The organism is Paenibacillus sp. IHB B 3084 (assembly GCF_001447315.1).
Lineage (GTDB): Bacteria > Bacillota > Bacilli > Paenibacillales > Paenibacillaceae > Paenibacillus.
Genome location: NZ_CP013203.1, coordinates 5,292,269 through 5,312,676, shown reverse-complemented (window position 1 = coordinate 5,312,676; position 20,408 = coordinate 5,292,269). Strand labels below are relative to the sequence as shown.

Here is a 20,408-nt window from a genome sequence, read left to right as displayed (position 1 = left end):
AACGCCCTGATCTGGAAGAAAACTGTTTTCTTTCCTTGATCAGGGTGTTTTTTGCTTTTTCTATGCAGCCCACGTGAATATTTTGCTCTTTCGTAATATTTTCGCCATGTTCACCGGGTCACTTATAAGCGATGAATAAGGAGGTTGATGACACGGGAGGTATAACCGAGGCAGGGATTTAAGACGTCCCGCAGTGCCCGCCCTTTGGGTATTGGTAAAGATTCGATTTTGGTATCGAAGAGAAAAATATTGAACAAAAACCTACAGAAGAACCCCGCGCCTTGTCAGGACAACAGAACCATGATGAGAGCTTTGAGGCCCGCGGATACTGCGAGGAATAACACTGTAAGATTATAGGGAGAATAGGAGTAATTCAATGTTATTTATAGTATAATGATTACTTCAATATGGGATGGAAAACAGGGAAAGAGGAAACGAATGCCTACTATACTGGTTGCTGACGACGATGCCAACATTCGCGAACTCGTCTGTTTATTTCTACGCAACGACGGATTCGCAACAGCCGAAGCCGCAGACGGCAAGGAAGCACTGACCGTCTACGCCACAACGCATGTCGATCTTGTCGTGCTCGATATTATGATGCCGATTATGGATGGTTGGACGTTATGCAAGGAGCTCAGAAGAGCCAATCCTGATCTTCCCTTACTTATGCTGACTGCGAGAGGCGAAACATGGGAGAAAGTGAAAGGTTTCGAACTTGGAACAGATGATTATTTGACGAAACCATTTGATCCACTGGAATTGACAGTTCGGGTCAGAGCACTGCTGAAACGCTACCGGATTGGCACCACGCAGACGATCCAGTTCGGCAACGTCATCCTTGATCGACAGACCTATAAGGTGATGAGAGGGACGGAGTCGCTCACGTTGCCGCTAAAGGAGTTCGAATTGCTGTATAAGCTCGCTGGAACACCTGGACAAGTGTATACTCGCGAGCAGTTGATCGATCAAATTTGGGGGATCGATTACGCTGGAGATGATCGAACGATAGACGTACATATTAAACGCCTGCGCGAACGGTTCGCGTCTACACCCGATTTTCGTATCGAGACGGTGCGTGGGCTTGGCTACCGGCTTGAGGTTTACGAATGATCAGATCCTTATATACACGTGTTGTCCTGACATTTCTGGTCTCCGTCCTCACGGGCACGATCATTGCTTTTTTTGTAACATTTTTGGTGTTTGAAGAGAAATTGAACGAAAATTTGCAAACCACCTTATTTAACTTTGGTCAGGATATTGTCCGGGTTTACGAAACCATTCCGTTACGTGAAGCGGACTTATTCGTAAGTGGAATGAAACAACTCGATTCCTATTATATTCGAATTTTCGATGAAACGGGGCAGTTCCAGTCTTACGGAACGCTTAACGGACAAAATCCTGCTACTGTGACGATGGATCAAGTAAGGAAAGTATTGGGTGGAGAAGTTGTTCAAGTTAATCCGAGTAGTGTTTCAACGAACCTCTTGGGACTGCGGTTGAAAACGGAAATGGGAATGAAAGCGATGTTTGTGGAGCCGCTTATGTATCCTTCCGCCTCTTTTACCCAAAAATGGTTATTTACTTTTTTGACCTATTCGTTGGTAACAGGAAGCCTATTGATTTTGGTTGCCTCTATATTCCTAGTTAGACCGATCAAAAAGCTGACAAAAGCGACCAGACGTATAGCAGCTGGAGATTTCAACGTCAAGCTGAATATTAAGCAAAAGGGTGAGCTAGGTACTTTGGCTCGCAGCTTTGAAGAAATGATGCATGATCTACAGCAACTTGAGCAGATGCGTAGGGAGTTCGTCACGAATGTGTCGCATGAAGTTCAGTCGCCGCTCACCTCGATATCCGGTTATGCTATAGCACTCAAGCAAGTAGACATAGCAGAACACGAGCGAAGCCGGTATCTCGATATCATCATCGCGGAAGCAGATCGGATGTCCAAGATGAGCGATAGCCTGCTAAAGCTGAGTTTGCTTGAATCGCAGTCACAGCAGATGCGGTTGGTCACGTTCAGCCTTGATGAACAGATCAGACGAGTCATCGTCGCGATCCAGCCACAATGGTCGGCTCGCAACATCCGTTTCGAGCTCAATTTGAAGGCCGTTCGCCTATTGGCGGATCAAGATCAATTAAACCAGGTATGGACGAACATACTCGGTAATAGCATCAAATTTTCCAAGGATGGCGGCGTTATTAACATCAGCATCAAGCAAGATATTAAAAGCGTAACAGTCCGAATATCCGATACGGGCATTGGTATTTCCCTTGAGGACCAGAAGCGTATATTCGAGCGATTTTTTAAAGCTGATCGTTCCCACAGTCGTAAATATGGCGGTAGCGGTATGGGACTCGCCATCGTTAAACAGATCGTATCGCTTCATCAAGGCGACATCCGAGTGGAAAGTGAACCCGGCCAAGGAACGACCGTCATGGTCACCTTGCCAATCACAACGCCAACAGATTAGTTAGATTCATAGGGTATCATTCGGATTATCTAAACCGCATTTTCCATGATACAGCATTATGTGCAGCTTCCTTGCATGTGACGACGTAGCATTTTTTTTGCTTGTTCATACTCCGTTCATATTGTCGTCATAGGGAGTACATCTTCTTTGGTTAAGCTTTCATTAGCGGCTCGTTAAGGTAGCCCAACAAACAGATGAGGACAGGAGAAGTTGAGCGTGAAACGAAGAGAGGTAATGAAAACGAGGAATGGAACGAGAACAATTAAAGTACGAAGCATTTTGCTTAAAATAATAGGAACAATAATTATAGCAATCGTGCTTTTTCTAGCCATTGTTTATACAGTTAATATTATCAGCAGCAAATCAGAGCAAGGAAAAATACAATCCTATGGTCAGTTCGTACCTGTAGATGGGAAGAAAATGAATGTTCTGATTCAAGGAAAAGGCGAAGAGACCGTCGTGTTACTACCGGGTTATGGAACAGCAGCACCAGCACTTGATTTTAAGCCGCTAGTAGAAGAGCTATCTCCATTTTACAAAGTCGTCGTTATTGAGCCTTTTGGTTATGGATTAAGTGATCTAACCGAAAAGGAACGAAACACGGAGAATATTGTAAGTGAAATTCATGAAGCTTTACAGAGTCTTAAAATTGACCGATATATTCTAATGGGTCATTCCATTGCAGGCATTTACGGACTGGATTATGTGAACAAATATGAAAACGAAGTGAGTGCATTTGTCGGGATTGATAGCAGTGTTCCAACACAAGGTGGTATGGATGCTGAATTACCAATAAAAACGTTTAAATTCTCAAAAAATCAGGTTTAGCCAGATTGGTAATGAAACTAACTGGTGACCCATATGCTGGACTACCATATGATGATGAAACAAAAGAACAAATGAGAATTCTTTCTCTCAAAAACATGTATAATTCCAGCACCTCAAACGAAATGGAAAATATTTATCCTAATTTTAAAGCAGCTAAAAATTTAAAATTTCCAAAAAATCTGCCCCTTATTTCTTTATACAAGCAAATAATACAGGTGTGGAAAGATGGATACCACTGCATGAAGAGCAAGTCAAAGATTCTGTACATGGAAAAGTAATGACACTTGAAGGAGAACATTATTTACACCATACCAAATCAAAGGAAATCGCTGAAAACTTCAGGAGCTTTATGAAAGAAATAAAATAAGTGCACTGAAAAAGGCACCTTCACTATTTTCTACAAATGTATAAGTGAAATAAAAAAACGTCCTTTGGTCATATCCCTGTCAAGTAGACAGTTGAAAAAAGCAATGCAGCCAGCGCGTGCCGATACTCAATCGGTGCGCGCTGTTTGAGTTTAGACTGAAATCACTGGTAGTTCGGCTAACGATAATTTTCGTCTCTTCCTTGTTCACAAAACCCGCATTTCTTTTAATTTTCAAATTAAATCATACAAGCTGCATTCAGAATTGATGTTATATATAATTGTCATAGTATAAGCTGTGGATACGATCTGCTCCAGCATGGATTCATATTGCTATTGCTGTGAAATAGATCTTTGCACGCGGTGGAAGCCTCGATCACAAGTGCGTCGAACTTCGGTCAAGAACTTGTTCCCCTTTGCCGTAAAGGACATAAACATGATCTTTTTGCAGATCGGTAACCTCGTTCACTGAATGGGTGGATGGACAGATGCAGAAAATGATAGAACCATATTTCAAGATATTCTGAAAAGTCATTTCGGATTTAAAAAATCGCTTGATTATTGAACAAGAGAATTAATATAGACGAACGATGCTCTATTAGATCGCTTTCTAGTTACTGTAGTTAAGATTCTAGGAGCGTATTCTTCAAAAAGAAGCCCTTTATATAATTAAATTTATACTGTACTGCTTTGAAAAAGCTCAATAAACCTTTGAGCTGCTGAAGAAAGGGGCAAATCTTTTTTGATAGCAATACTTAGAAACCTTTTAGGTATGGTTTCTTGGATTGGTACTATGAATAGCTGTTGTTGATCCAAATCGCTGCGAACAAAATCCTCGATTACACATGATATGCCCAAACCTTTTTTAGCAAACTCAATTAACAGTTCCATGGTACTCAGCTCTACTTTAGGTATTACTTTTAAGCCATATGAAGTGAAAAAGTTGTCAATATATTTTCTTGTATTAAGTCCTTTCTGCATCAGAATGATCGGGTAATTTACTACTAGTTCTTTTAAGAATATTGGTTTATCACATATTTCTTTAAATCTCTCACCTACTACAAAACAATCTTGTATTTCTATTTTTCCAATCACCGTCAGAGAATCTCTGCTTCCGTTCAGATTGATGATTCCTATGTCAACTTCGCCTGACTCTAGCTGCTTAATTGTAGAATGAGTAGATTGATCTTTGATATAAATCTCGATATTAGGGTAAGCCAGGGAGAATGTTTCTAGGTATTGCATCAAGAAGTTACTACAAGCTGTTGTGCTTACGGCTATTCTTAGTTGGCCAGCATCTAAATTTCTTAATTCCAAAAATTTCCTTTCAGCCGCCTGTAATAACTCATAGCTTTGTTCTACATATTGAAATAATATCTCTCCTTCCGCAGTAAGGGACACTCCTTGTGCTCTTCTATGGAACAACTGTCCACCTAGCTTATTTTCAAGCAGTTTTATGGACTGACTAACTGCCGATTGTGATGTAAACAGTTCCTTTGCCGCATTAGACATACTTCCAGCTTTTACTGTGATATAGAAGATCTTATAGAGTTCATGATTAATATCCATATAAGTAATTAGTATACCTCCTATACTTATTATTAATTTTACTTATTATATTGCGTGAATTATACTCGGGTTGTCAATGATTAATCAATAAATTGAGAAGGTGATCAATCTAGTATTCCCATATTTAAGATATATTATTGACTCATCTGTAGGGGATATTCAATCTTCAGAATTTGAGAGGGGATAATACTGAATGTTTCTGATTTCTATTCCATTGCTCTCTAAATAGGAGATGGGATTACTTTTGCAATGGACACACTTGAAACCGTTCTTTTGGTATTTTCTCGTGGTTCTAAAATCGGATAAACGATTTAATGAAGCACTTCGTTCAATTTCCGATTGGCTAATCGATCAAAGTAAGAGAAAGGGGAACATACATGGCTATCGTATTCATAATTTTCGCATTATTGGCAGGAATGGCCTTGCCTACACAATTTAGTGTTAATGCGCAGCTAAGGACGGTGGTGGGATCACCTATTGTTGCTTCGGCCATTTCTTTTACAGTAGGTGCCATCTCATTAATAATCATATCTTTTTTTGTAAAAGGACCGTTGTTCAAAAAAGAATGGTTTGAAGCTCCCTGGTGGATGTGGACAGGAGGACTACTGGGTGCTTTCTATGTATTGGCGACAACCATTCTCATGCCCAGAATAGGAGTAGCAGCTACGGTTGGATACGTTTTAGCTGGACAAATAATCGTGTCGGTGATCATTGATCATTTTGGATTAATTGGTGCTAGTATGCACACTTTGAATATTCCTCGATTATTGGGAGCTTTTTTGGTTATTGCAGGAGTCTTTATCGTACAAAAATTTTAAATACACTTGGGGGAAACGTACATGAGCAAAATAAGAAAAGACTTTCTGTGGGGAGGAGCTATTGCTGCTAACCAAGCAGAAGGTGCCCATCGCAGGGATGGAAGAGGGTTAAGTACTGCTGATATTCAGCCGTTTATTCCAGGGGCTGATCCTACTGATCTACATTTTAATAACATGGATTCAGAAACATACGAAAAATACAAACATGGGACATACTATTTCCCTAAACGCCAAGGAGTACATTTCTACGAACGATACCGTGAGTATGTCGATGCGTTAGCAGACATGCATGTAAAAACATTGCGGTTGTCTATTTCTTGGAGCAGGATTTTTCCGAATGGAGATGATACCGTTCCAAACGAGCAGGGTTTGGCCTTCTATGATCGATTATTTGAGTACATGAAAGAAAAAAATATTGAGCCAATCGTCACGATTTTCCATTATGAAATGCCTTTAAATTTGGTTGAGCAATATGGCGGTTGGACGAACCCGAACCTGATTGATTTCTTCGTGAAGTATGGGCAAACCGTCCTGCAAAGATATCACCAAACTGTTAAATATTGGATCGTTATCAATCAAATTAACCTTGTCCACAAAGAGGCATTTGCCTCCCTTGGCATACTGAAAGATAAAGTTGATCATTACGAGCAGTCTCAGTTTCAAGCGGTTCATCACCAATTCGTTGCTTCTGCAAAGATCACCGAATTTGGCCACAAGCTAAACCCATCCCTTCAAATGGGAATGATGTTGGCCGATACGTTAACCGCCCCTTATTCATGTGAACCTGCAGATGTCGAACTGAATTTCAGACGGAATCGAATGCAATATTTCTACAGCGATGTTCTGATTCGAGGAGAGTATCCAGAATATGCATTGACGTATTTCGAAGACCATGACATCCAGCTGGAAATTACTGAAGCAGAGAAGGAGCTGCTTCGAAACAACACAGCAGATTTCATTGCAGTCTCTTATTATTGGTCAAATACTGTTAAAGCTAGCGAGAATACGATGGACCCTAATTCTATCGTCAAAAACCCCCATTTGGAAGCGAATCGTTGGGGCTGGTCCATCAATGCGTCAGGATTATATCTCTGCATGTCCAAGTATTGGGACAGGTATCATGTTCCCATGATGGTGGCTGAAAATGGTCTTGGATTTAAAGATGTTTTAACAGCAGACAATAAAGTTCATGACGATTATCGCATCGAATACCATCAGGAGCATATTGCAGCACTGAAAGAGGCAATACGTGAAGGGGCAGATATTTTTGCTTATTGTACCTGGGCCCCTTTCGACATCATCAGTGCAGGTACTGCTGAAATGAGCAAAAGATATGGCTTTATTTATGTGGACTATGATGATGAAGGTAATGGAAATGGGCAATTCCATTATAAAAATAGTTTTTACTGGTATAAGCAAGTTATTGATACAAACGGCGAGGATCTTCATAGAACCACCAACGATTAGGATGAGAATCACTAAATAATTAAGGCACCCCCGGATCATTTTGTATCGTTTCAGTAATACGGTATGTGGAAAATGGTCCGGGCATTTATAATAGGGGGACAACTATGAGTTATCAAAAATTGGCAAAGGATATTCTGGATGGCGTAGGAGGAAAAGAGAATGTCAATGCGGTGTGGCATTGTGCCACTAGATTGAGATTTAAATTAAATGATGTGAGTACTGCAGATACCAAAAAGATTGAAAACACAGATGGGGTCATTACCGTCGTCAATAGTGCCGGACAGTATCAGGTGGTTGTTGGTAATTCCGTTGCTCAAGTCTATGATGCACTAACATCATTACCTGGGATGACATTACATGCTTCTACCAACAATGAAAGCGCTTCAGAAAAAGAGTTGGGAAATTTAATCCTGTCAGTCAGTTGATGGATTTTGTTTCGGCCGTGTTCACGCCATTTCTGGGAGCCTTGGCTGGAGCCGGAATTTTAAAAGGTATTCTGGCTTTATTTATAACAATGAACTGGATATCGACCAACAGTGGTGCATATAAAATATGGAACGCAGCAAGTGATGCCATTTTCTACTATTTGCCGATTTTCTTGGCATTTACTGCGGCCAAGAAGCTGAAAGTCAATCAATTCGTAGCCGTTTCGTTAGCTGGTGCACTCATTCATCCATCTTTAGTAGAGATCGTATCCAATTCACAAACGATTGATTTCTTCGGTATTCCGATTGTTCCAATTACGTATACGGCGTCTGTATTTCCTATTCTGTTATCGATTTGGGGCCTCTCTTACCTGGAACCTGTGCTGAATAAATTCTTTCCGGAATCAATTCGTAACATGTTAACCCCTCTGGTTTCGCTAATGATTATGTTGCCTTTAACTTTGGCTGTAATTGGGCCTGTAGGCACAAAGATCAGTGACCTGTTCGCCATGGTATTGTTAGCAATATACGGTTTTTCGCCGTTATTCGCTGGGTTAGTGTTAGGGGCTTTCCATCAATCGATCGTTATTTTCGGAATCCATTGGGCGTTGATTACGCTAATGATAAACAATGTTGCTAATCAAGGATACGACCAATGGCTACCTATCGTATGTGCAGCCGTACTTTCCCAAGCTGGTGCTGCTCTAGGCGTATTTTTGAAAACCAAGGATGCCAAAATCAAAGGCCTATCGGGTTCTGCAGCGATCACAGCCATTTTTGGTATCACTGAACCGGCAATTTACGGCGTAACCCTTAAGTTAAAGCGTCCATTCTACTGTGCAATGATCGCTGCCGGTATTGGAGGCGCTGTCATTGGGTCGTTTGAAGTACATGCATCCACTTTCACATTTCCTAGCTTGTTGGCAATTCCAACGTATTTAGGACAAGGTTTTATTGGAGAAGTCATCGGATTGATTATTGCATTCTTTGGAGCAGTTATTTTAACGTATTTCTTCGGTGTATCTAATAAGTCTGGGACGAATTCCATAAGCGTTCAAGCAAATCCAAACGACGTTGTGGTACCTGTGGATGGCCAAATTGTTCCTTTAAGCAGTGTAAGCGATGAGGTGTTTGCTTCTGAAGCGATGGGTAAAGGAGCAGGGATTGTTCCAATAAGCGGAATTGTTACAGCTCCGGTAAACGGAACGGTAAGCAGCGTGTACAAAACCGGGCATGCGATTGGCATTGTATCTGATTCCGGTGTAGAACTTTTGATCCATATCGGTATTAATACCGTGAAATTAAAGGGACAACACTTTAAACCATTGGTTAAGGAAAATGACAGAATTAGGATTGAAGACAAATTAGTTGAGTTTGACTTAGAGCAAATCAAGGCTGCAGGTTATGATCCTACGGTAATGGTTATTGTTACGAATTCATTTAATTATGATCAAGTGCATGTGAATCTGGAGGATCCAAATTCAAAACAGTTATTACATGTGATTCCTACAGAAGCTGGGGTTTCATCTTCAAATTTGGTTTAACACAGGCCAACATGAATTTGATCTTGGAAGTAAATTAAAAACGTATAACAACCAGATATAGCTACTATAGCTGGTTGTTTTTCTAGTAGATAGTTCTGTTGCTAACGAAGAAAAGGATTGAGATATTACGAATGCTTGAGTAGTTCAGCAAAGTATTGGACAATAAAGTCTCGAAATAGCCTTATCGACTTCGAGAGGTAATGAGTCTGCTTCCAGGACAATGTAATTCAAAGCCTCTTGAAACACGTTGATTCAGAACAAAAAGCAAGCCCACAATTGTATCAGGCCTTGTGGGAACAGGGAAATCAATTATACGTGAACTTTTCATCTGTAAATGAACAGCGTACTAACAATATAGGAGACATGCCTCAAAGCCGTGTAGAACCGGGTTTACACCTTTAACCGGAGTGGATAAACCAAAAACGGAACTTCCCTTCTGTTCTATATGGAGACGTTCAATTAGGAGAGTCTCAGGACCGTTACATTTCAGTTGTTCCTAATCCGTATAATCGTTTTCCTCGAGTACGTAATAGTGAAGTCGGACTAGAGAAGGTTGGGCATTGCAAAATGCATCTGTCAAGTGATCGAAGAAGCACTCCTTTATTAATTGACCTTCAAAATACAAACACATTATAAAAATGAATTAGACACAATTAAAGTACCAATTGAGAGATAAATAATAGTACCAATTCTTCTAGAGAAACTTAAGATCGAAATAAAGAAATATGAGCATCAAGCTTCAGTGTCAACTTGGAAAAAATGAGGTTCAATATGTAGGGAATTTCCTCGGCCGTAGGTCTGGAACTAAGTACAAAGTACAATTTTGTATCGAAATCAACGTTATGATATTACATCTTTTAACGGATCAGGTAGTTGAACAAGAAAGAAAGCATTCTATGTAGAATGCTTTTATCTTTCTCATAATTTGGTGATGTACCAGAGTGTGTTAATATGCGGTTTAGTATTTTTCCGGTAAATGGCATAAAGTAATTGAGTATTAGCCCCCTAAACAAACGGTTAACAAAGTTCCAATGCCAATGGGTCCATTTAAAATGGCTGCTATGATCAAGAATATAAGGTAGATGAATGTTCTCGAAAAAAATAGATTTGTTCTAGTTAATTCTTGTATGATTAATGTTAATCGGTCAACTGGAATGGGTGCAAAATTTGTCTGTAAATATGTTGCAGTTCCTAATCCTACAACAACTAAACCAATTCCAAAACAAACAACTTTGCTGTACCATAGTTCAGGTGTTATCAAATTTTGCAATAAAAAAAGCCACATATCAATACCAATACCCGTTATAAATGCTGTTAACAACCCTAAAAATTCTGGTCTTTGTCTTTTTAAAAGTGAATTACAACATATCAATATTATAGCTATTATGATTTCCCAACTTCCCACAGTAAGCCCCACATTTATGGACAGTCCTACCAAAAGTGCATCAAAAGGTGAAGTCCCAAGGTCTGATTGTATAGTGAACGAAATTCCAAGGGATAAAATAAAAATTCCTAATACGAAAAAACATATTTCAATTTACTCGACCTCTTTATCATAATTTCATGTTGCAAATGCAACAAAATTAGGGTAAATTTAATATATACCATTTTTATTGCATTTGCAACAAAATAGGTGCAAAGGAGTTAACTATGAAGGATGTACTTCGTGAAATTGGAATGATCGCAAGGGCATTAGATTCTATAAGTAATATAGAATTTAAAGAATATGATCTTACAAAAGGGCAGTATTTGTACCTTGTGCGAATATGTGAAAACCCAGGAATCATTCAAGAAAAGTTAGCTGAGATGATAAAAGTAGATCGAACAACTGCATCTCGTGCTATAAAAAAACTTGTAATTAATGGATTTATTGAAAAGAAAGAGGATAACCATAACAAAAAAATTAAAAAACTCTTTCCAACAGAGAAGGGGAATAATGTTTATCCTTTTATAAAAAGAGAAAATGATTATTCCAATAACGTTGCATTAGAGGGATTTTCGGAAAGAGAAGTAGAAACCATTTTCAATCTTCTTCAAAGAGTAAGAGAAAATATAGGGGAAGACTGGGAATTTGTAAAAAAGGGGAACAAGAGAAATTATTGATTTACATGAAGGAGCGATACATTAAAGTGACTGTAAAAATAATAAAGTGCAGCCGTGAAGATTTACAAATACTCCAAGAAATAAGTATTGAAACATTCAACGATACTTTTAAAGATCAGAATTCACCTGAAAATATGAAAGCCTATCTGGAAAGAGCATTTAACTTTAAACAGTTGGAGGAGGAATTGTCTAACGTCTCTTCAGAAATCTTTTTCATCTATTTTAATGAAGAACTTGCTGGATATTTAAAGGTAAATATGAATGATGCCCAATCCGAAAAAATGGGTGATAAGTCACTCGAAATTGAGAGGATTTATGTAAAAAAGAAATTTCAAAACCATGGGCTTGGTAAATATATGCTAAATAAAGCTATGGAAATTGCGACGGAACATAATAAAAAGAAAATCTGGCTCGGCGTATGGGAAAAAAATGAAAACGCTATTGCTTTTTATAAGAAAATGGGGTTTGTTCAAACTGGCGCACACTCTTTTTATATGGGTGATGAAGAACAAATTGATTTCATAATGACCAAAACAATGATATAAGTTTAGGATGATATACGAATTCTTATTAATTTTATATTGTGATTTATTCACTAATGTGTATAATGTTAGCTATAATTGAATTCAAAATGTTTTCTAGGGTTCCGCGATGTAATATCGGCTGGTCCGAGAGAAAACTCACAGTCGTCGTACTGTGCCACGGAGGGATAAAAGCCTGGGAGAAAAACTGCTGTATGCAGTATTCTCTCAGGCTTTTTTTTTATTGCTGCTTTAAATCCATATTATATTGCAGCATTATCAAAAAGGAGGAAGCACAGAATGAACAAGACATGGTTATCTGTTGTAATTGCGGCATTATTTGAAGTTGGATGGGTCATCGGCTTGAAACATGCCAGTGGATGGTTAGAGTGGGGAGGCACTTTAGTTTCCATTTTAGTAAGTTTCATACTCATGATTATGGCTTCCCGTACGATTCCGGTAGGAACAGTCTATGCAGTGTTTGTCGGTTTGGGAACGGCCGGCACTGTATTGGGAGAAATTTTGTTGTTTGGTGCCGAGGTACAGGGATCTAAATTAATGCTGATCGGGGTGCTTCTGCTCGGAGTTATAGGGCTCAAAATACAGAGCAAAGAGAAGAAACAAGGAAAAGAGGTGCACTGACGTATGAACTGGGTATTTCTAATTTTGGCAGGCGTATTTGAGATGATGGGAGTTCTCATGATTAATAAGCTCCATAAAGACCGGAATTTCCTGTCCACTTTTTACCTGCTTGCAGGATTTGGATTGAGCTTTTTGTTTCTATCCCTGGCCATGGAAACATTACCAATGGGAACAGCCTACGCTGTCTGGACCGGTATTGGAGCTTCGGGCGGGGCCATATTGGGCATGATCTTTTACGGTGAACCGCGTAATACCGCGAGAATTCTGTTCATCGCGATGGTACTCGGTTCAGCAGTTGGTTTAAAGCTGGTAAGCTGAATAATGATGGTATTAGATAAATTGGTCATTTTAGAATAGCAGCGAACTATCTGAATGCTCATGGACTGTAACGACATGGTATCTAGAAACCACTTCAGATCCTTCTGGAATAATTCTGGAATATGAGAAAGATGAATTAATAAAAGAATTAACAATAATGCGCAGAACTGATGGAGCTTACTCCCTGTCATCTCTTTCTTCTTACACAGCGGATCGCCGATTGGATGCGGAGTTGGGTCGGATTGAGCGTTGTCCCATATGGAGGTTCGTATCAATTTGCGCCTGATATCGGTAAGAACGCTGATTTGGGTTTCGTTTGGTCTGATCGCTCTGTATTTCTTGAGCGGAACCAAGATATACATCGTTAATTATTGGGGAACATACTGGGCATCAACATCGAAACGGATATGCACTGTAAGCTGTTTCACATATTCCAAAGCTGTCGTTCCGTTTTTTTACAACACGAAAACCAGCATCTGGTCGCTGTCTGACGAACGACATGAATATGATCGGCGAGCAGGGCGTGAAGCTGTCCGGCGGACAAAGGCAGTGGCTGGTGATCGCCCGCATGTTTCTGAGAACCTGATCCGCGATGAAGCGACCACGGCGCTGGTCAGGAGACTAAAACATAGTCCCATTCAAAGTCGGGTACATGAACGCATCCGTTTTACTTGTCTGATTACACCGTCCATATCTTGTAATGACAAGTCCACCTTTGCCGTAAAGGACAAGAACTTGGTACTATTGCCGATTTGATGATTGCCTAATCATTCCCGATTCTATTGTTTTTATGAATTTTTTCCGTACCAGCATCAAGGGCAGTCTTGTAATAGGAGCGTTTGTGCTCAATGACTTCCATGGTCTTTTTTAGTTCTTCCATTTGTGCTTCTACACTAGCTTTACGTTCTGTAAACATGTCATATCTTTCCTGCAAGGTGGAATCGCCCTCGGAACACCACTCAATGAAATCTTTGATATCCTTGATCGGCATCCCGGTAGATTTCAGGCATTGAATGATCTTTAAAAAGTCGATATCTGATTCTTTAAATATTCGAGTTCCGCTAGGGGTACGTTCTACAAAAGGAATGAGTCCTTCCTTGTCGTAGTAACGCAAGGTATACACTGTGAGATCCAGTTCCTTTGCAACTTCGCTGATAGAATACGACATTCATTTTCCCCTTTTCTTATTGGCATAGACTTCGAGTTAACTCTAGGATATGTGGGAATTCTACCATGCTGTATGCGGGATGTCAAAGTTAACATAAACATGTTGCAATATAGACGTTTCATTTTTAAGCTTCTTAAGAACATCAATTTTCCAAAGACATTTGACCTAGAGTTAACTAGAGGGATTAAGATGGTTTTACAAGAGAAAAAGTAGGGATGAATTCAATGAAATTCAAGTCGAGTCTTGCACTTGTACCCTATGAGCGTAATTCTCTTGGAAAATGATAACCTTAGGAGGTTTTATTATGATAACTGCTAAAGCACGAGCTGTTGACGGTCCGGACCAATCGTTCCGGGCGACTGAGATTAAACGACGTGATCTTGATTCGTATGATGTCCTGATCGAAATTAAATATGCTGGCATATGCCACTCTGACATCCATACTGCTCACGGCGAATGGGGCCCAGTAAACTATCCCCTCGTACCTGGACATGAGATCGCAGGAATTGTCACAGAAGTAGGAGCCGAAGTTTCAAAGTACAAGGTTGGTGACCGAGTAGGAGTCGGATGCATGGTTGACTCCTGTGGCGAATGTGAAAATTGCCGCCAAGGAGAAGAGCAGTACTGTCTCAAAGGAAATATTCCTACCTACGCGGGTGTTGACAAGTACGGCGAACCTACGCAAGGCGGGTATTCCACCCACATTGTCGTAACGGAAGACTTCATCGTCCGAATTCCTGACAACATCGAGCTTGATGTCGCTGCACCTCTACTTTGCGCAGGTATTACAACATACTCGCCGCTAAATCATTGGGGAGCTGGACCAGGTAAGAAAGTAGCGGTTGTGGGTATGGGTGGTCTTGGTCACATGGCTGTCAAAATTGCACATGCAATGGGTGCAGAGGTAACTGTTCTGTCACAGTCATTGAAGAAAAAGGATGATGGCTTGCAATTCGGGGCAGATAACTACTACGCTACAAGCGAACCAGAAACTTTCGAAAAACTCGCTGGGTCCTTTGATTTGATTATTAACACAGTAAGTGCGAATATCGACATCAATGCATATTTCGCACTGCTCACTCTGGATGGCACTCTGGTTAACGTGGGTGCTCCTGGGGAGCCGTTGTCAGTAAACGTGATGTCTCTCATCGGTCACCGTCGTTCGTTTGCAGGTTCAATGATCGGAGGCATCCGTGAGACTCAGGAAATGCTAGAATTCTGTGCAAAACATAGCATCGTTCCTCAGATCGAAGTCATTTCAGCTGACCAAATTGACGAAGCCTATAAACGCGTCTTAGCTTCAGATGTGAAGTACAGATTCGTGATTGACACTAGCACAATATGAGTTGTGTTGATAAGTTCTATAATTGATTTTAGTGAAGTTGTCTCAAAACAAAAGTTTTTGAGACAACTTCACTTTATTCTATCTATGATCTTATCAAATCTTTGATGCTGTTGAGGGACAAAATCATGGTACCATTGAAAGTCATTAATTTAGTGTCTTCTCGTATTATCGGGTTAGCCAGAATCTTCTGGTTGGCCTTTTTTATCGTCGTTTTACGATAGGGTGCCGAGAAAACGTGGTGGCTTTAGGGGCAGTGATCCCGTAACAAAAACAGTTCTCCTACAACCCTCCAAAAGACCATATTTCAGCTGGTAGGGGCTGGTGGCCCCGCATCACAAGCCAAGCTACGGGTTTGGAACCATCGTGGTGGTTATGACTAAGTTATGAAATAAACGTACGCTACAGACTATCCACTTGGTTAAACGTCACTGTCAATGCTAAGCAATATCTCGGAAAAATCTAATGATGAACTCGAAGAACGATTTCTCTATATCGGTGTGCAGTTCCCCAGTAGGCCAGGACAGATAGATCGTTCGCATACATCGAGGCTCGCTGATTGGAAGCAGTTTGATGCCTTCGGTTACGCCGTTCCTCCACAGGATAGAAGGAATAAAGGAGATGCCAAGTCCTGTCTGAATCAACCCTCTTACCGTAGCCGGATCATCACTTTCAAAGACGATGTCCGGTTCATAAGGGATGTGAGTAAAAAAGCGGTCTGTTGTCTTCCTAAGCGAATTGCCAGGTGTAAGGCTGATAAACTTCTCATGCTCTAGATCTTTCAGGAATACGGTGTCCTGAAAACTCAGAGGGTGAGATGTGGGTACGCCAAGCAAAATTTCCTCCTCCAGCAGGACCGCATGCTCGTTGTCCGTCAACTCTTCGGACGTAATCGCAAAATCGTACGCTAGTCCTTTCTTCATCTTCGCAGGGTGCTGGGTCAGGTTGAATCTAATTTGAGGGTAGAGATCGCGAAACTTACCGACAATCTTGGGCAATAGCATAGAGCCGACGGCTACGTATAACGTGATGACCTCTACCTTTTCATTTTTCATTTCTTTGACTTCGGATATGCCTTGCTCTAGCGCTGATAGCGACTGGTTTACTCTTTTTAGGAATTTTTTCCCATATTCATTCAGCACGATATGTTTTCCTTCGCGGTCAAATAGCTGCACACCCAATTCCGTCTCCAGGTTTCTAATCATTTTACTTAAGGCAGGCTGTGAGATAAACAGCTCGTTCGCGGCACGTGTGACATGCTCATACTTGGAGGTGACTTGAAAATACCTAAGCTGCAAATAATCCATAGTGAAGTAATCCCCTTTATAACCATTAAGTTATCGATCATATGTGAATATATATATTTTACAGGTATTTGCTCACTTATTACAATTGACAATGTAAAGAAAATGAATCCGCTAAAGGTGGTGAGATTCTGAACATCGTTTTTACATTTCCCGGCCAGGGGTCACAGGTTCCTGGAATGCTCCAAGATGTGCCCGAGTATGTGAAAAAGGCAACAAGTATCATCGAAACTGAACTGCGTGATGATGAGGAGGCTATGGGCTCAACGGTCTGGATTCAGATTGCACTCTTCGTTAAGGAGACGGCAATAGCCTATCGGTTGATCGAGCAGGGTATCCGGCCCCAATTCGTGGCAGGGCATTCCATTGGTGCATTTCCTGCGGCGGTCATCGCGGGAGTTCTTTCGTTCGAGGATGCGCTTCGGATCGTGTGGCTCCGTGCCCGGTTGATGGAAGAAGCTTTCCCTGAGGGCTATGGAATGGGTGCGATTATCGGACTTACGAAGACAGAGGTTCAACAAGTCGTGGATCTTTCTCATAGCGAGGCGACGCCTGTCTACCTCTCGAATATGAACGCAGAGCAGCAGATCGTCGTATCCGGTTCATTGGAAGGGATAAATAAAGCTTTTATGCATGTGAAGGAGTTTGGGGCCGCTAAGACAGTGCTTCTGAAGGTTCCGATTCCTTCACACTCCCCGCTGATGTCAGAGGTAGCCAAGAAACTATTGGAGCAAATACACACTTTTCCTTTGCAGGATGCCCAGATTCCATATTTGGTGAATCATACGGGCAGAAAGACGACAGCCAGGGAAAAAATTGCGAAGGACCTTGCCCTAAACGTAGCTTATCCCGTCCTGTGGATGGATATGGCGGCTGTCTGTGTAGAATCGGGAGCTGACTGTTTCATCGAGATGCCTCCGGGTCAGACTCTTTCTGTACTCGTCAAGCAGGCCCACAAGGATACCCGGCAGATAGCCGTGGGCGAGATTGGTCTGGAAGCGACCCAGTATCTGATTAGAAAATGGAAGGAGCAAGAAGAATGAATAAGGTGCTGCGTTCTTGGTCACAGAATCGTGACAAAAAACGGGAAAAGCTAGAAAAGGTGAGCAAATGGCTGGATGGAAAATACGTTGACTCATCCCGGATCGTCGATCTGCTGGAGACATTGATCGCGCCAGGTGCGAAGGTCGTCTTGGAGGGGGATAACCAGAAGCAGGCGTCCTATCTGTCCCAAAAGCTGCTGGAGGTCGATCCAGGCAAGGTGCATGACCTGCACATGATTATGTCCAGCATTTCAAGACCTGAGCATTTGGATATTTTCGAGAGAGGCATTGCCGGGAAGTTGGATTTTTCCTATAGTGGCTCCCAGAGCTTGCGTGTCGCACAAATGATTGATGACGGAACGCTGAAGCTCGGCGACATCCATACGTATTTGGAATTATTCGGTCGTCTCTTCATTGACCTTATACCAGATGTAGTGCTTGTAGCGGCGGACAAATCGGATCGTGAGGGCAATCTGTATACAGGAAACAACACGGAAGAAACTCCAACGATCGTTGAGGCGGCGGCTTTTAAGGATGGCATTGTAATCGTACAAGTCAACGAAATTGTGGACGTGCTGCCGAGAACGGATATTCCGGCGTCCTGGGTTGACGTGATCGTACAAGCTGACAGACCTTATGCGCTGGAAGCACTCTTTACCCGCGATCCGCAAAACATTACAGAGCTGCAAATCCTGATGGGCATGATGGCGATCAAGGGCATTTATGGAAAGCATCAGGTTCAGTCGCTTAATCATGGTATCGGCTTTAATACTGCAGCGATTGAGCTTTTGCTGCCGACCTATGGCGAGCAGCTCGGCTTGAAAGGGAAAATTGCCAAGCATTGGGCCCTAAATCCGCATCCAACCTTGATTCCGGCGATTGAATCCGGTTGGGTTGAAAGCATTCATAGCTTTGGAGGCGAGGTTGGCATGGAGAAATACATTGCCGCTCGCTCGGATGTGTTCTTCGTCGGCAAGGATGGGTCTATGCGCTCCAACCGGGCGATGTGTCAGGTTGCTGGCCAATTTGCAGTGGACATGTTTATCGGATCGACGTTACAGATGGACGGCGAAGGCAATTCGTCTACTGTTACTTCCGGCAGACTGTCCGGCTTTGGAGGAGCGCCGAATATGGGACATGATCCCCGTGGTCGGCGACATGCGACTCCTGCCTGGCTTGACATGATTGAGCGTCCGACGGAACTCTCCAAAGGACGCAAGCTGGTCGTGCAGATGGTTGAAACCTATGGTGCCAACAAAAAGCCAGTATTCGTCGATTCGCTCGATGCCATCAAGGTGAAGGATGAATCTGGCCTCGCCACTACTCCAGTCATGATTTATGGGGATGATGTCACCCACGTCCTCACAGAGGAAGGTATCGCATATCTCTACAAAACAGACAGCGTTGAGGAGAGAACGAAGGCACTAGCGGCGATTGCAGGCGTAACGCCATTGGGTATGGAAAGCCATGAGAGCGATGTAAGCTTGCTGCGTGACAGAGGAATTGTGGCCTACCCTGAGGATCTTGGGATCATGCGTAGACAAGCTAAGCGCTCGCTGCTGGCTGCGCAGACGATTAACGATCTCGTGGATTGGTCAGAGGGGTTATATGATCCGCCTGCTAAATTCCGGAGCTGGTCTTAAAGCCATGCTCGCGACCAAACATACAGCTCTTGCGGTTTCCCTGGCTGCCAAGGCTGTAAAGGCACTGATGGAAGAGGCGTTGCTTACGCCCAAGCCTGGGCTTGTGGATGCCAGGGACAATGGCTCTCATAGCGACATGTCCATTGATTTGATGCTTGGATCCGCGAGATCATTGGAGAATACATTTCGGGAAATAGCCAATGTGTCCTACCAACATCCGGTGAACCAGACATTGCGCGAGAAAATTGCTCAAATCGGGAGAGATGGCGAGAAAGTGATGCTCCGTACAACCAATGGAGTGAATACACATAAGGGGGCCATTTGGGCCCTTGGCCTTCTAGTGAGTGCAAGGGCAGCCTTGCCCGAAGAACGGGACCCATTACAAATTATGAGCATTGCAGGAAGAATCGCGTCGTTCCATGACCGGTATCGCCCTGTGCAGCAGACGAATGGACAATCGGTGAAGAAGAGATACGCGGTAATGGGAGCAGAGGAAGAGGCGAGGCTCGGTTTTCCGCACATCCGTGATAATGCCCTGCCCACTTTGCTGCACGCCAGAGCTTGTGGCAAGACGGAGGAGGAAGCACGCATCGAAGCATTATTGGCTTTGATGGCAAGTGTAGACGATACCTGCATCCTACATCGCGGCCGTTGGTCAGACCTGATAACGATCAAGCGAATGTCCGGTGCCTTCCTTGCTGCAGACGGATTCAGAACCCAGTCGGGCAGAAAGCTGTTTTACCGATTGTCCGAGCATTGTAAATTTAGACGGCTCTCACCTGGAGGCAGCGCCGACCTGCTAGCCGCCACATTGTTTCTCATCGATTGATAC

Annotated in this window: 17 protein-coding genes, 3 pseudogenes and 1 riboswitch; of the genes and pseudogenes, 16 read left to right on the top strand and 4 right to left on the bottom strand. The window is 42.2% G+C overall.

Annotation, left to right across the window (positions count from 1 at the left end; genetic code table 11):
- Nucleotides 1–438: 438 nt before the first annotated feature.
- The 3 genes and pseudogenes from ASL14_RS24845 to ASL14_RS24835 all read left to right on the top strand — a co-directional run bounded on the left by ASL14_RS24845 (nucleotide 439) and on the right by ASL14_RS24835 (nucleotide 3,672).
- Nucleotides 439–1,113 (top strand): response regulator transcription factor, encoded by a 675-nt coding sequence (locus ASL14_RS24845; RefSeq protein ID WP_134914122.1) that lies wholly within the window; start codon nucleotides 439–441, stop codon nucleotides 1,111–1,113.
- Entirely contained in the window at nucleotides 1,110–2,477 is a 1,368-nt protein-coding gene (locus ASL14_RS24840; RefSeq protein WP_134914120.1) for a sensor histidine kinase, read from the top strand. The genes ASL14_RS24845 and ASL14_RS24840 overlap by 4 nt, the downstream gene beginning before the upstream one ends.
- A gap of 234 nt (nucleotides 2,478–2,711) precedes the next feature.
- Nucleotides 2,712–3,672, top strand: a pseudogene (locus tag ASL14_RS24835) (alpha/beta fold hydrolase).
- A gap of 672 nt (nucleotides 3,673–4,344) precedes the next feature.
- On the opposite strand, the gene ASL14_RS24830 reads toward ASL14_RS24835, so the two are convergent.
- Nucleotides 4,345–5,238, bottom strand: a complete 894-nt coding sequence (locus tag ASL14_RS24830; protein WP_134914119.1) for a LysR family transcriptional regulator — start codon at nucleotides 5,236–5,238, stop codon at nucleotides 4,345–4,347.
- 377 nt (nucleotides 5,239–5,615) lie between these two features.
- Here ASL14_RS24830 and ASL14_RS24825 point away from each other — a divergent pair, with 377 nt between their 5' ends.
- The 4 genes from ASL14_RS24825 (at nucleotide 5,616) to ASL14_RS24815 (ending at nucleotide 9,492) form a co-directional block, all read left to right on the top strand.
- Nucleotides 5,616–6,056, top strand: coding sequence for a DMT family transporter (locus ASL14_RS24825; protein ID WP_134914117.1), 441 nt, complete (start codon nucleotides 5,616–5,618; stop codon nucleotides 6,054–6,056).
- 21 nt (nucleotides 6,057–6,077) lie between these two features.
- Nucleotides 6,078–7,523, top strand: coding sequence for a glycoside hydrolase family 1 protein (locus ASL14_RS24820; RefSeq protein WP_134914115.1), 1,446 nt, complete (start codon nucleotides 6,078–6,080; stop codon nucleotides 7,521–7,523).
- A gap of 104 nt (nucleotides 7,524–7,627) precedes the next feature.
- Nucleotides 7,628–7,948 (top strand): PTS transporter subunit EIIB, encoded by a 321-nt coding sequence (locus ASL14_RS28565; protein ID WP_223264130.1) that lies wholly within the window; start codon nucleotides 7,628–7,630, stop codon nucleotides 7,946–7,948.
- 41 nt (nucleotides 7,949–7,989) lie between these two features.
- Nucleotides 7,990–9,492: a glucose PTS transporter subunit IIA gene (locus tag ASL14_RS24815; RefSeq protein WP_237171594.1), complete on the top strand. Its 1,503-nt coding sequence runs from the start codon at nucleotides 7,990–7,992 to the stop codon at nucleotides 9,490–9,492.
- 857 nt (nucleotides 9,493–10,349) lie between these two features.
- Here the strand turns inward: ASL14_RS24815 and ASL14_RS24810 are convergent.
- Nucleotides 10,350–11,029, bottom strand: a pseudogene (locus tag ASL14_RS24810) (YczE/YyaS/YitT family protein).
- A gap of 113 nt (nucleotides 11,030–11,142) precedes the next feature.
- Here ASL14_RS24810 and ASL14_RS24805 point away from each other — a divergent pair.
- The 5 genes and pseudogenes from ASL14_RS24805 to ASL14_RS29715 all read left to right on the top strand — a co-directional run.
- Nucleotides 11,143–11,595 (top strand): MarR family winged helix-turn-helix transcriptional regulator, encoded by a 453-nt coding sequence (locus ASL14_RS24805; protein ID WP_134914113.1) that lies wholly within the window; start codon nucleotides 11,143–11,145, stop codon nucleotides 11,593–11,595.
- Between the two features lie 26 nt (nucleotides 11,596–11,621).
- Nucleotides 11,622–12,140 carry a spermidine/spermine N(1)-acetyltransferase gene (locus tag ASL14_RS24800; protein WP_134914112.1) on the top strand — a complete coding sequence of 173 codons (519 nt, stop codon included), beginning with the start codon at nucleotides 11,622–11,624 and terminating at the stop codon, nucleotides 12,138–12,140.
- A gap of 82 nt (nucleotides 12,141–12,222) precedes the next feature.
- Nucleotides 12,223–12,321, top strand: a riboswitch (guanidine-I (ykkC/yxkD leader).
- Nucleotides 12,322–12,416: 95 nt separating this feature from the next.
- The gene (locus tag ASL14_RS24795; protein WP_134914110.1) at nucleotides 12,417–12,758 is read left to right on the top strand and encodes a DMT family transporter; all 342 of its coding nucleotides are present in this window, start codon (nucleotides 12,417–12,419) and stop codon (nucleotides 12,756–12,758) included.
- 3 nt (nucleotides 12,759–12,761) lie between these two features.
- Complete coding sequence (locus tag ASL14_RS24790; RefSeq protein ID WP_134914108.1) at nucleotides 12,762–13,076, top strand: DMT family transporter; 315 nt, start codon at nucleotides 12,762–12,764, stop codon at nucleotides 13,074–13,076.
- A gap of 505 nt (nucleotides 13,077–13,581) precedes the next feature.
- Nucleotides 13,582–13,688, top strand: a pseudogene (locus tag ASL14_RS29715) (hypothetical protein); the annotation flags it as partial.
- A gap of 151 nt (nucleotides 13,689–13,839) precedes the next feature.
- Here the strand turns inward: ASL14_RS29715 and ASL14_RS24780 are convergent.
- Complete coding sequence (locus ASL14_RS24780; protein WP_134914104.1) at nucleotides 13,840–14,244, bottom strand: MerR family transcriptional regulator; 405 nt, start codon at nucleotides 14,242–14,244, stop codon at nucleotides 13,840–13,842.
- A gap of 304 nt (nucleotides 14,245–14,548) precedes the next feature.
- On the opposite strand from ASL14_RS24780, the gene ASL14_RS24775 reads away from it, so the two are divergent.
- Entirely contained in the window at nucleotides 14,549–15,589 is a 1,041-nt protein-coding gene (locus ASL14_RS24775; protein WP_134914102.1) for an NAD(P)-dependent alcohol dehydrogenase, read from the top strand.
- Nucleotides 15,590–16,026: 437 nt separating this feature from the next.
- Here ASL14_RS24775 and ASL14_RS24770 read toward each other — a convergent pair whose 3' ends face one another.
- Nucleotides 16,027–16,893: a LysR family transcriptional regulator gene (locus ASL14_RS24770; protein ID WP_134914100.1), complete on the bottom strand. Its 867-nt coding sequence runs from the start codon at nucleotides 16,891–16,893 to the stop codon at nucleotides 16,027–16,029.
- 200 nt (nucleotides 16,894–17,093) lie between these two features.
- Between ASL14_RS24770 and ASL14_RS24765 the strand changes: the two genes are divergently transcribed.
- The 3 genes from ASL14_RS24765 to ASL14_RS24755 are packed head-to-tail and all read left to right on the top strand — an operon-like array spanning nucleotide 17,094 to nucleotide 20,405.
- The gene (locus tag ASL14_RS24765; RefSeq protein WP_335338607.1) at nucleotides 17,094–17,933 is read left to right on the top strand and encodes an ACP S-malonyltransferase; all 840 of its coding nucleotides are present in this window, start codon (nucleotides 17,094–17,096) and stop codon (nucleotides 17,931–17,933) included.
- Nucleotides 17,930–19,576 carry a malonate decarboxylase subunit alpha gene (gene mdcA, locus ASL14_RS24760; protein ID WP_134914096.1) on the top strand — a complete coding sequence of 549 codons (1,647 nt, stop codon included), beginning with the start codon at nucleotides 17,930–17,932 and terminating at the stop codon, nucleotides 19,574–19,576. The genes ASL14_RS24765 and mdcA overlap by 4 nt, the downstream gene beginning before the upstream one ends.
- Before the next feature lie 4 nt (nucleotides 19,577–19,580).
- Nucleotides 19,581–20,405 carry a triphosphoribosyl-dephospho-CoA synthase gene (locus ASL14_RS24755; protein WP_134914631.1) on the top strand — a complete coding sequence of 275 codons (825 nt, stop codon included), beginning with the start codon at nucleotides 19,581–19,583 and terminating at the stop codon, nucleotides 20,403–20,405.
- The last annotated feature ends 3 nt before the right edge of the window (nucleotides 20,406–20,408 follow it).

What these genes read in the sequence shown, in the direction of transcription:
- ASL14_RS24845 (WP_134914122.1), top strand. Translation starts at nt 439, where the DNA reads ATGCCTACTATACTGGTTGCTGACGACGATGCCAACATTCGCGAACTC.
- ASL14_RS24840 (WP_134914120.1), top strand. Translation starts at nt 1,110, where the DNA reads ATGATCAGATCCTTATATACACGTGTTGTCCTGACATTTCTGGTCTCC.
- ASL14_RS24830 (WP_134914119.1), bottom strand. Translation starts at nt 5,238, where the DNA reads ATGGATATTAATCATGAACTCTATAAGATCTTCTATATCACAGTAAAA.
- ASL14_RS24825 (WP_134914117.1), top strand. Translation starts at nt 5,616, where the DNA reads ATGGCTATCGTATTCATAATTTTCGCATTATTGGCAGGAATGGCCTTG.
- ASL14_RS24820 (WP_134914115.1), top strand. Translation starts at nt 6,078, where the DNA reads ATGAGCAAAATAAGAAAAGACTTTCTGTGGGGAGGAGCTATTGCTGCT.
- ASL14_RS28565 (WP_223264130.1), top strand. Translation starts at nt 7,628, where the DNA reads ATGAGTTATCAAAAATTGGCAAAGGATATTCTGGATGGCGTAGGAGGA.
- ASL14_RS24805 (WP_134914113.1), top strand. Translation starts at nt 11,143, where the DNA reads ATGAAGGATGTACTTCGTGAAATTGGAATGATCGCAAGGGCATTAGAT.
- ASL14_RS24795 (WP_134914110.1), top strand. Translation starts at nt 12,417, where the DNA reads ATGAACAAGACATGGTTATCTGTTGTAATTGCGGCATTATTTGAAGTT.
- ASL14_RS24790 (WP_134914108.1), top strand. Translation starts at nt 12,762, where the DNA reads ATGAACTGGGTATTTCTAATTTTGGCAGGCGTATTTGAGATGATGGGA.
- ASL14_RS24780 (WP_134914104.1), bottom strand. Translation starts at nt 14,244, where the DNA reads ATGTCGTATTCTATCAGCGAAGTTGCAAAGGAACTGGATCTCACAGTG.
- ASL14_RS24775 (WP_134914102.1), top strand. Translation starts at nt 14,549, where the DNA reads ATGATAACTGCTAAAGCACGAGCTGTTGACGGTCCGGACCAATCGTTC.
- ASL14_RS24770 (WP_134914100.1), bottom strand. Translation starts at nt 16,893, where the DNA reads ATGGATTATTTGCAGCTTAGGTATTTTCAAGTCACCTCCAAGTATGAG.
- mdcA (WP_134914096.1), top strand. Translation starts at nt 17,930, where the DNA reads ATGAATAAGGTGCTGCGTTCTTGGTCACAGAATCGTGACAAAAAACGG.
- ASL14_RS24755 (WP_134914631.1), top strand. Translation starts at nt 19,581, where the DNA reads ATGCTCGCGACCAAACATACAGCTCTTGCGGTTTCCCTGGCTGCCAAG.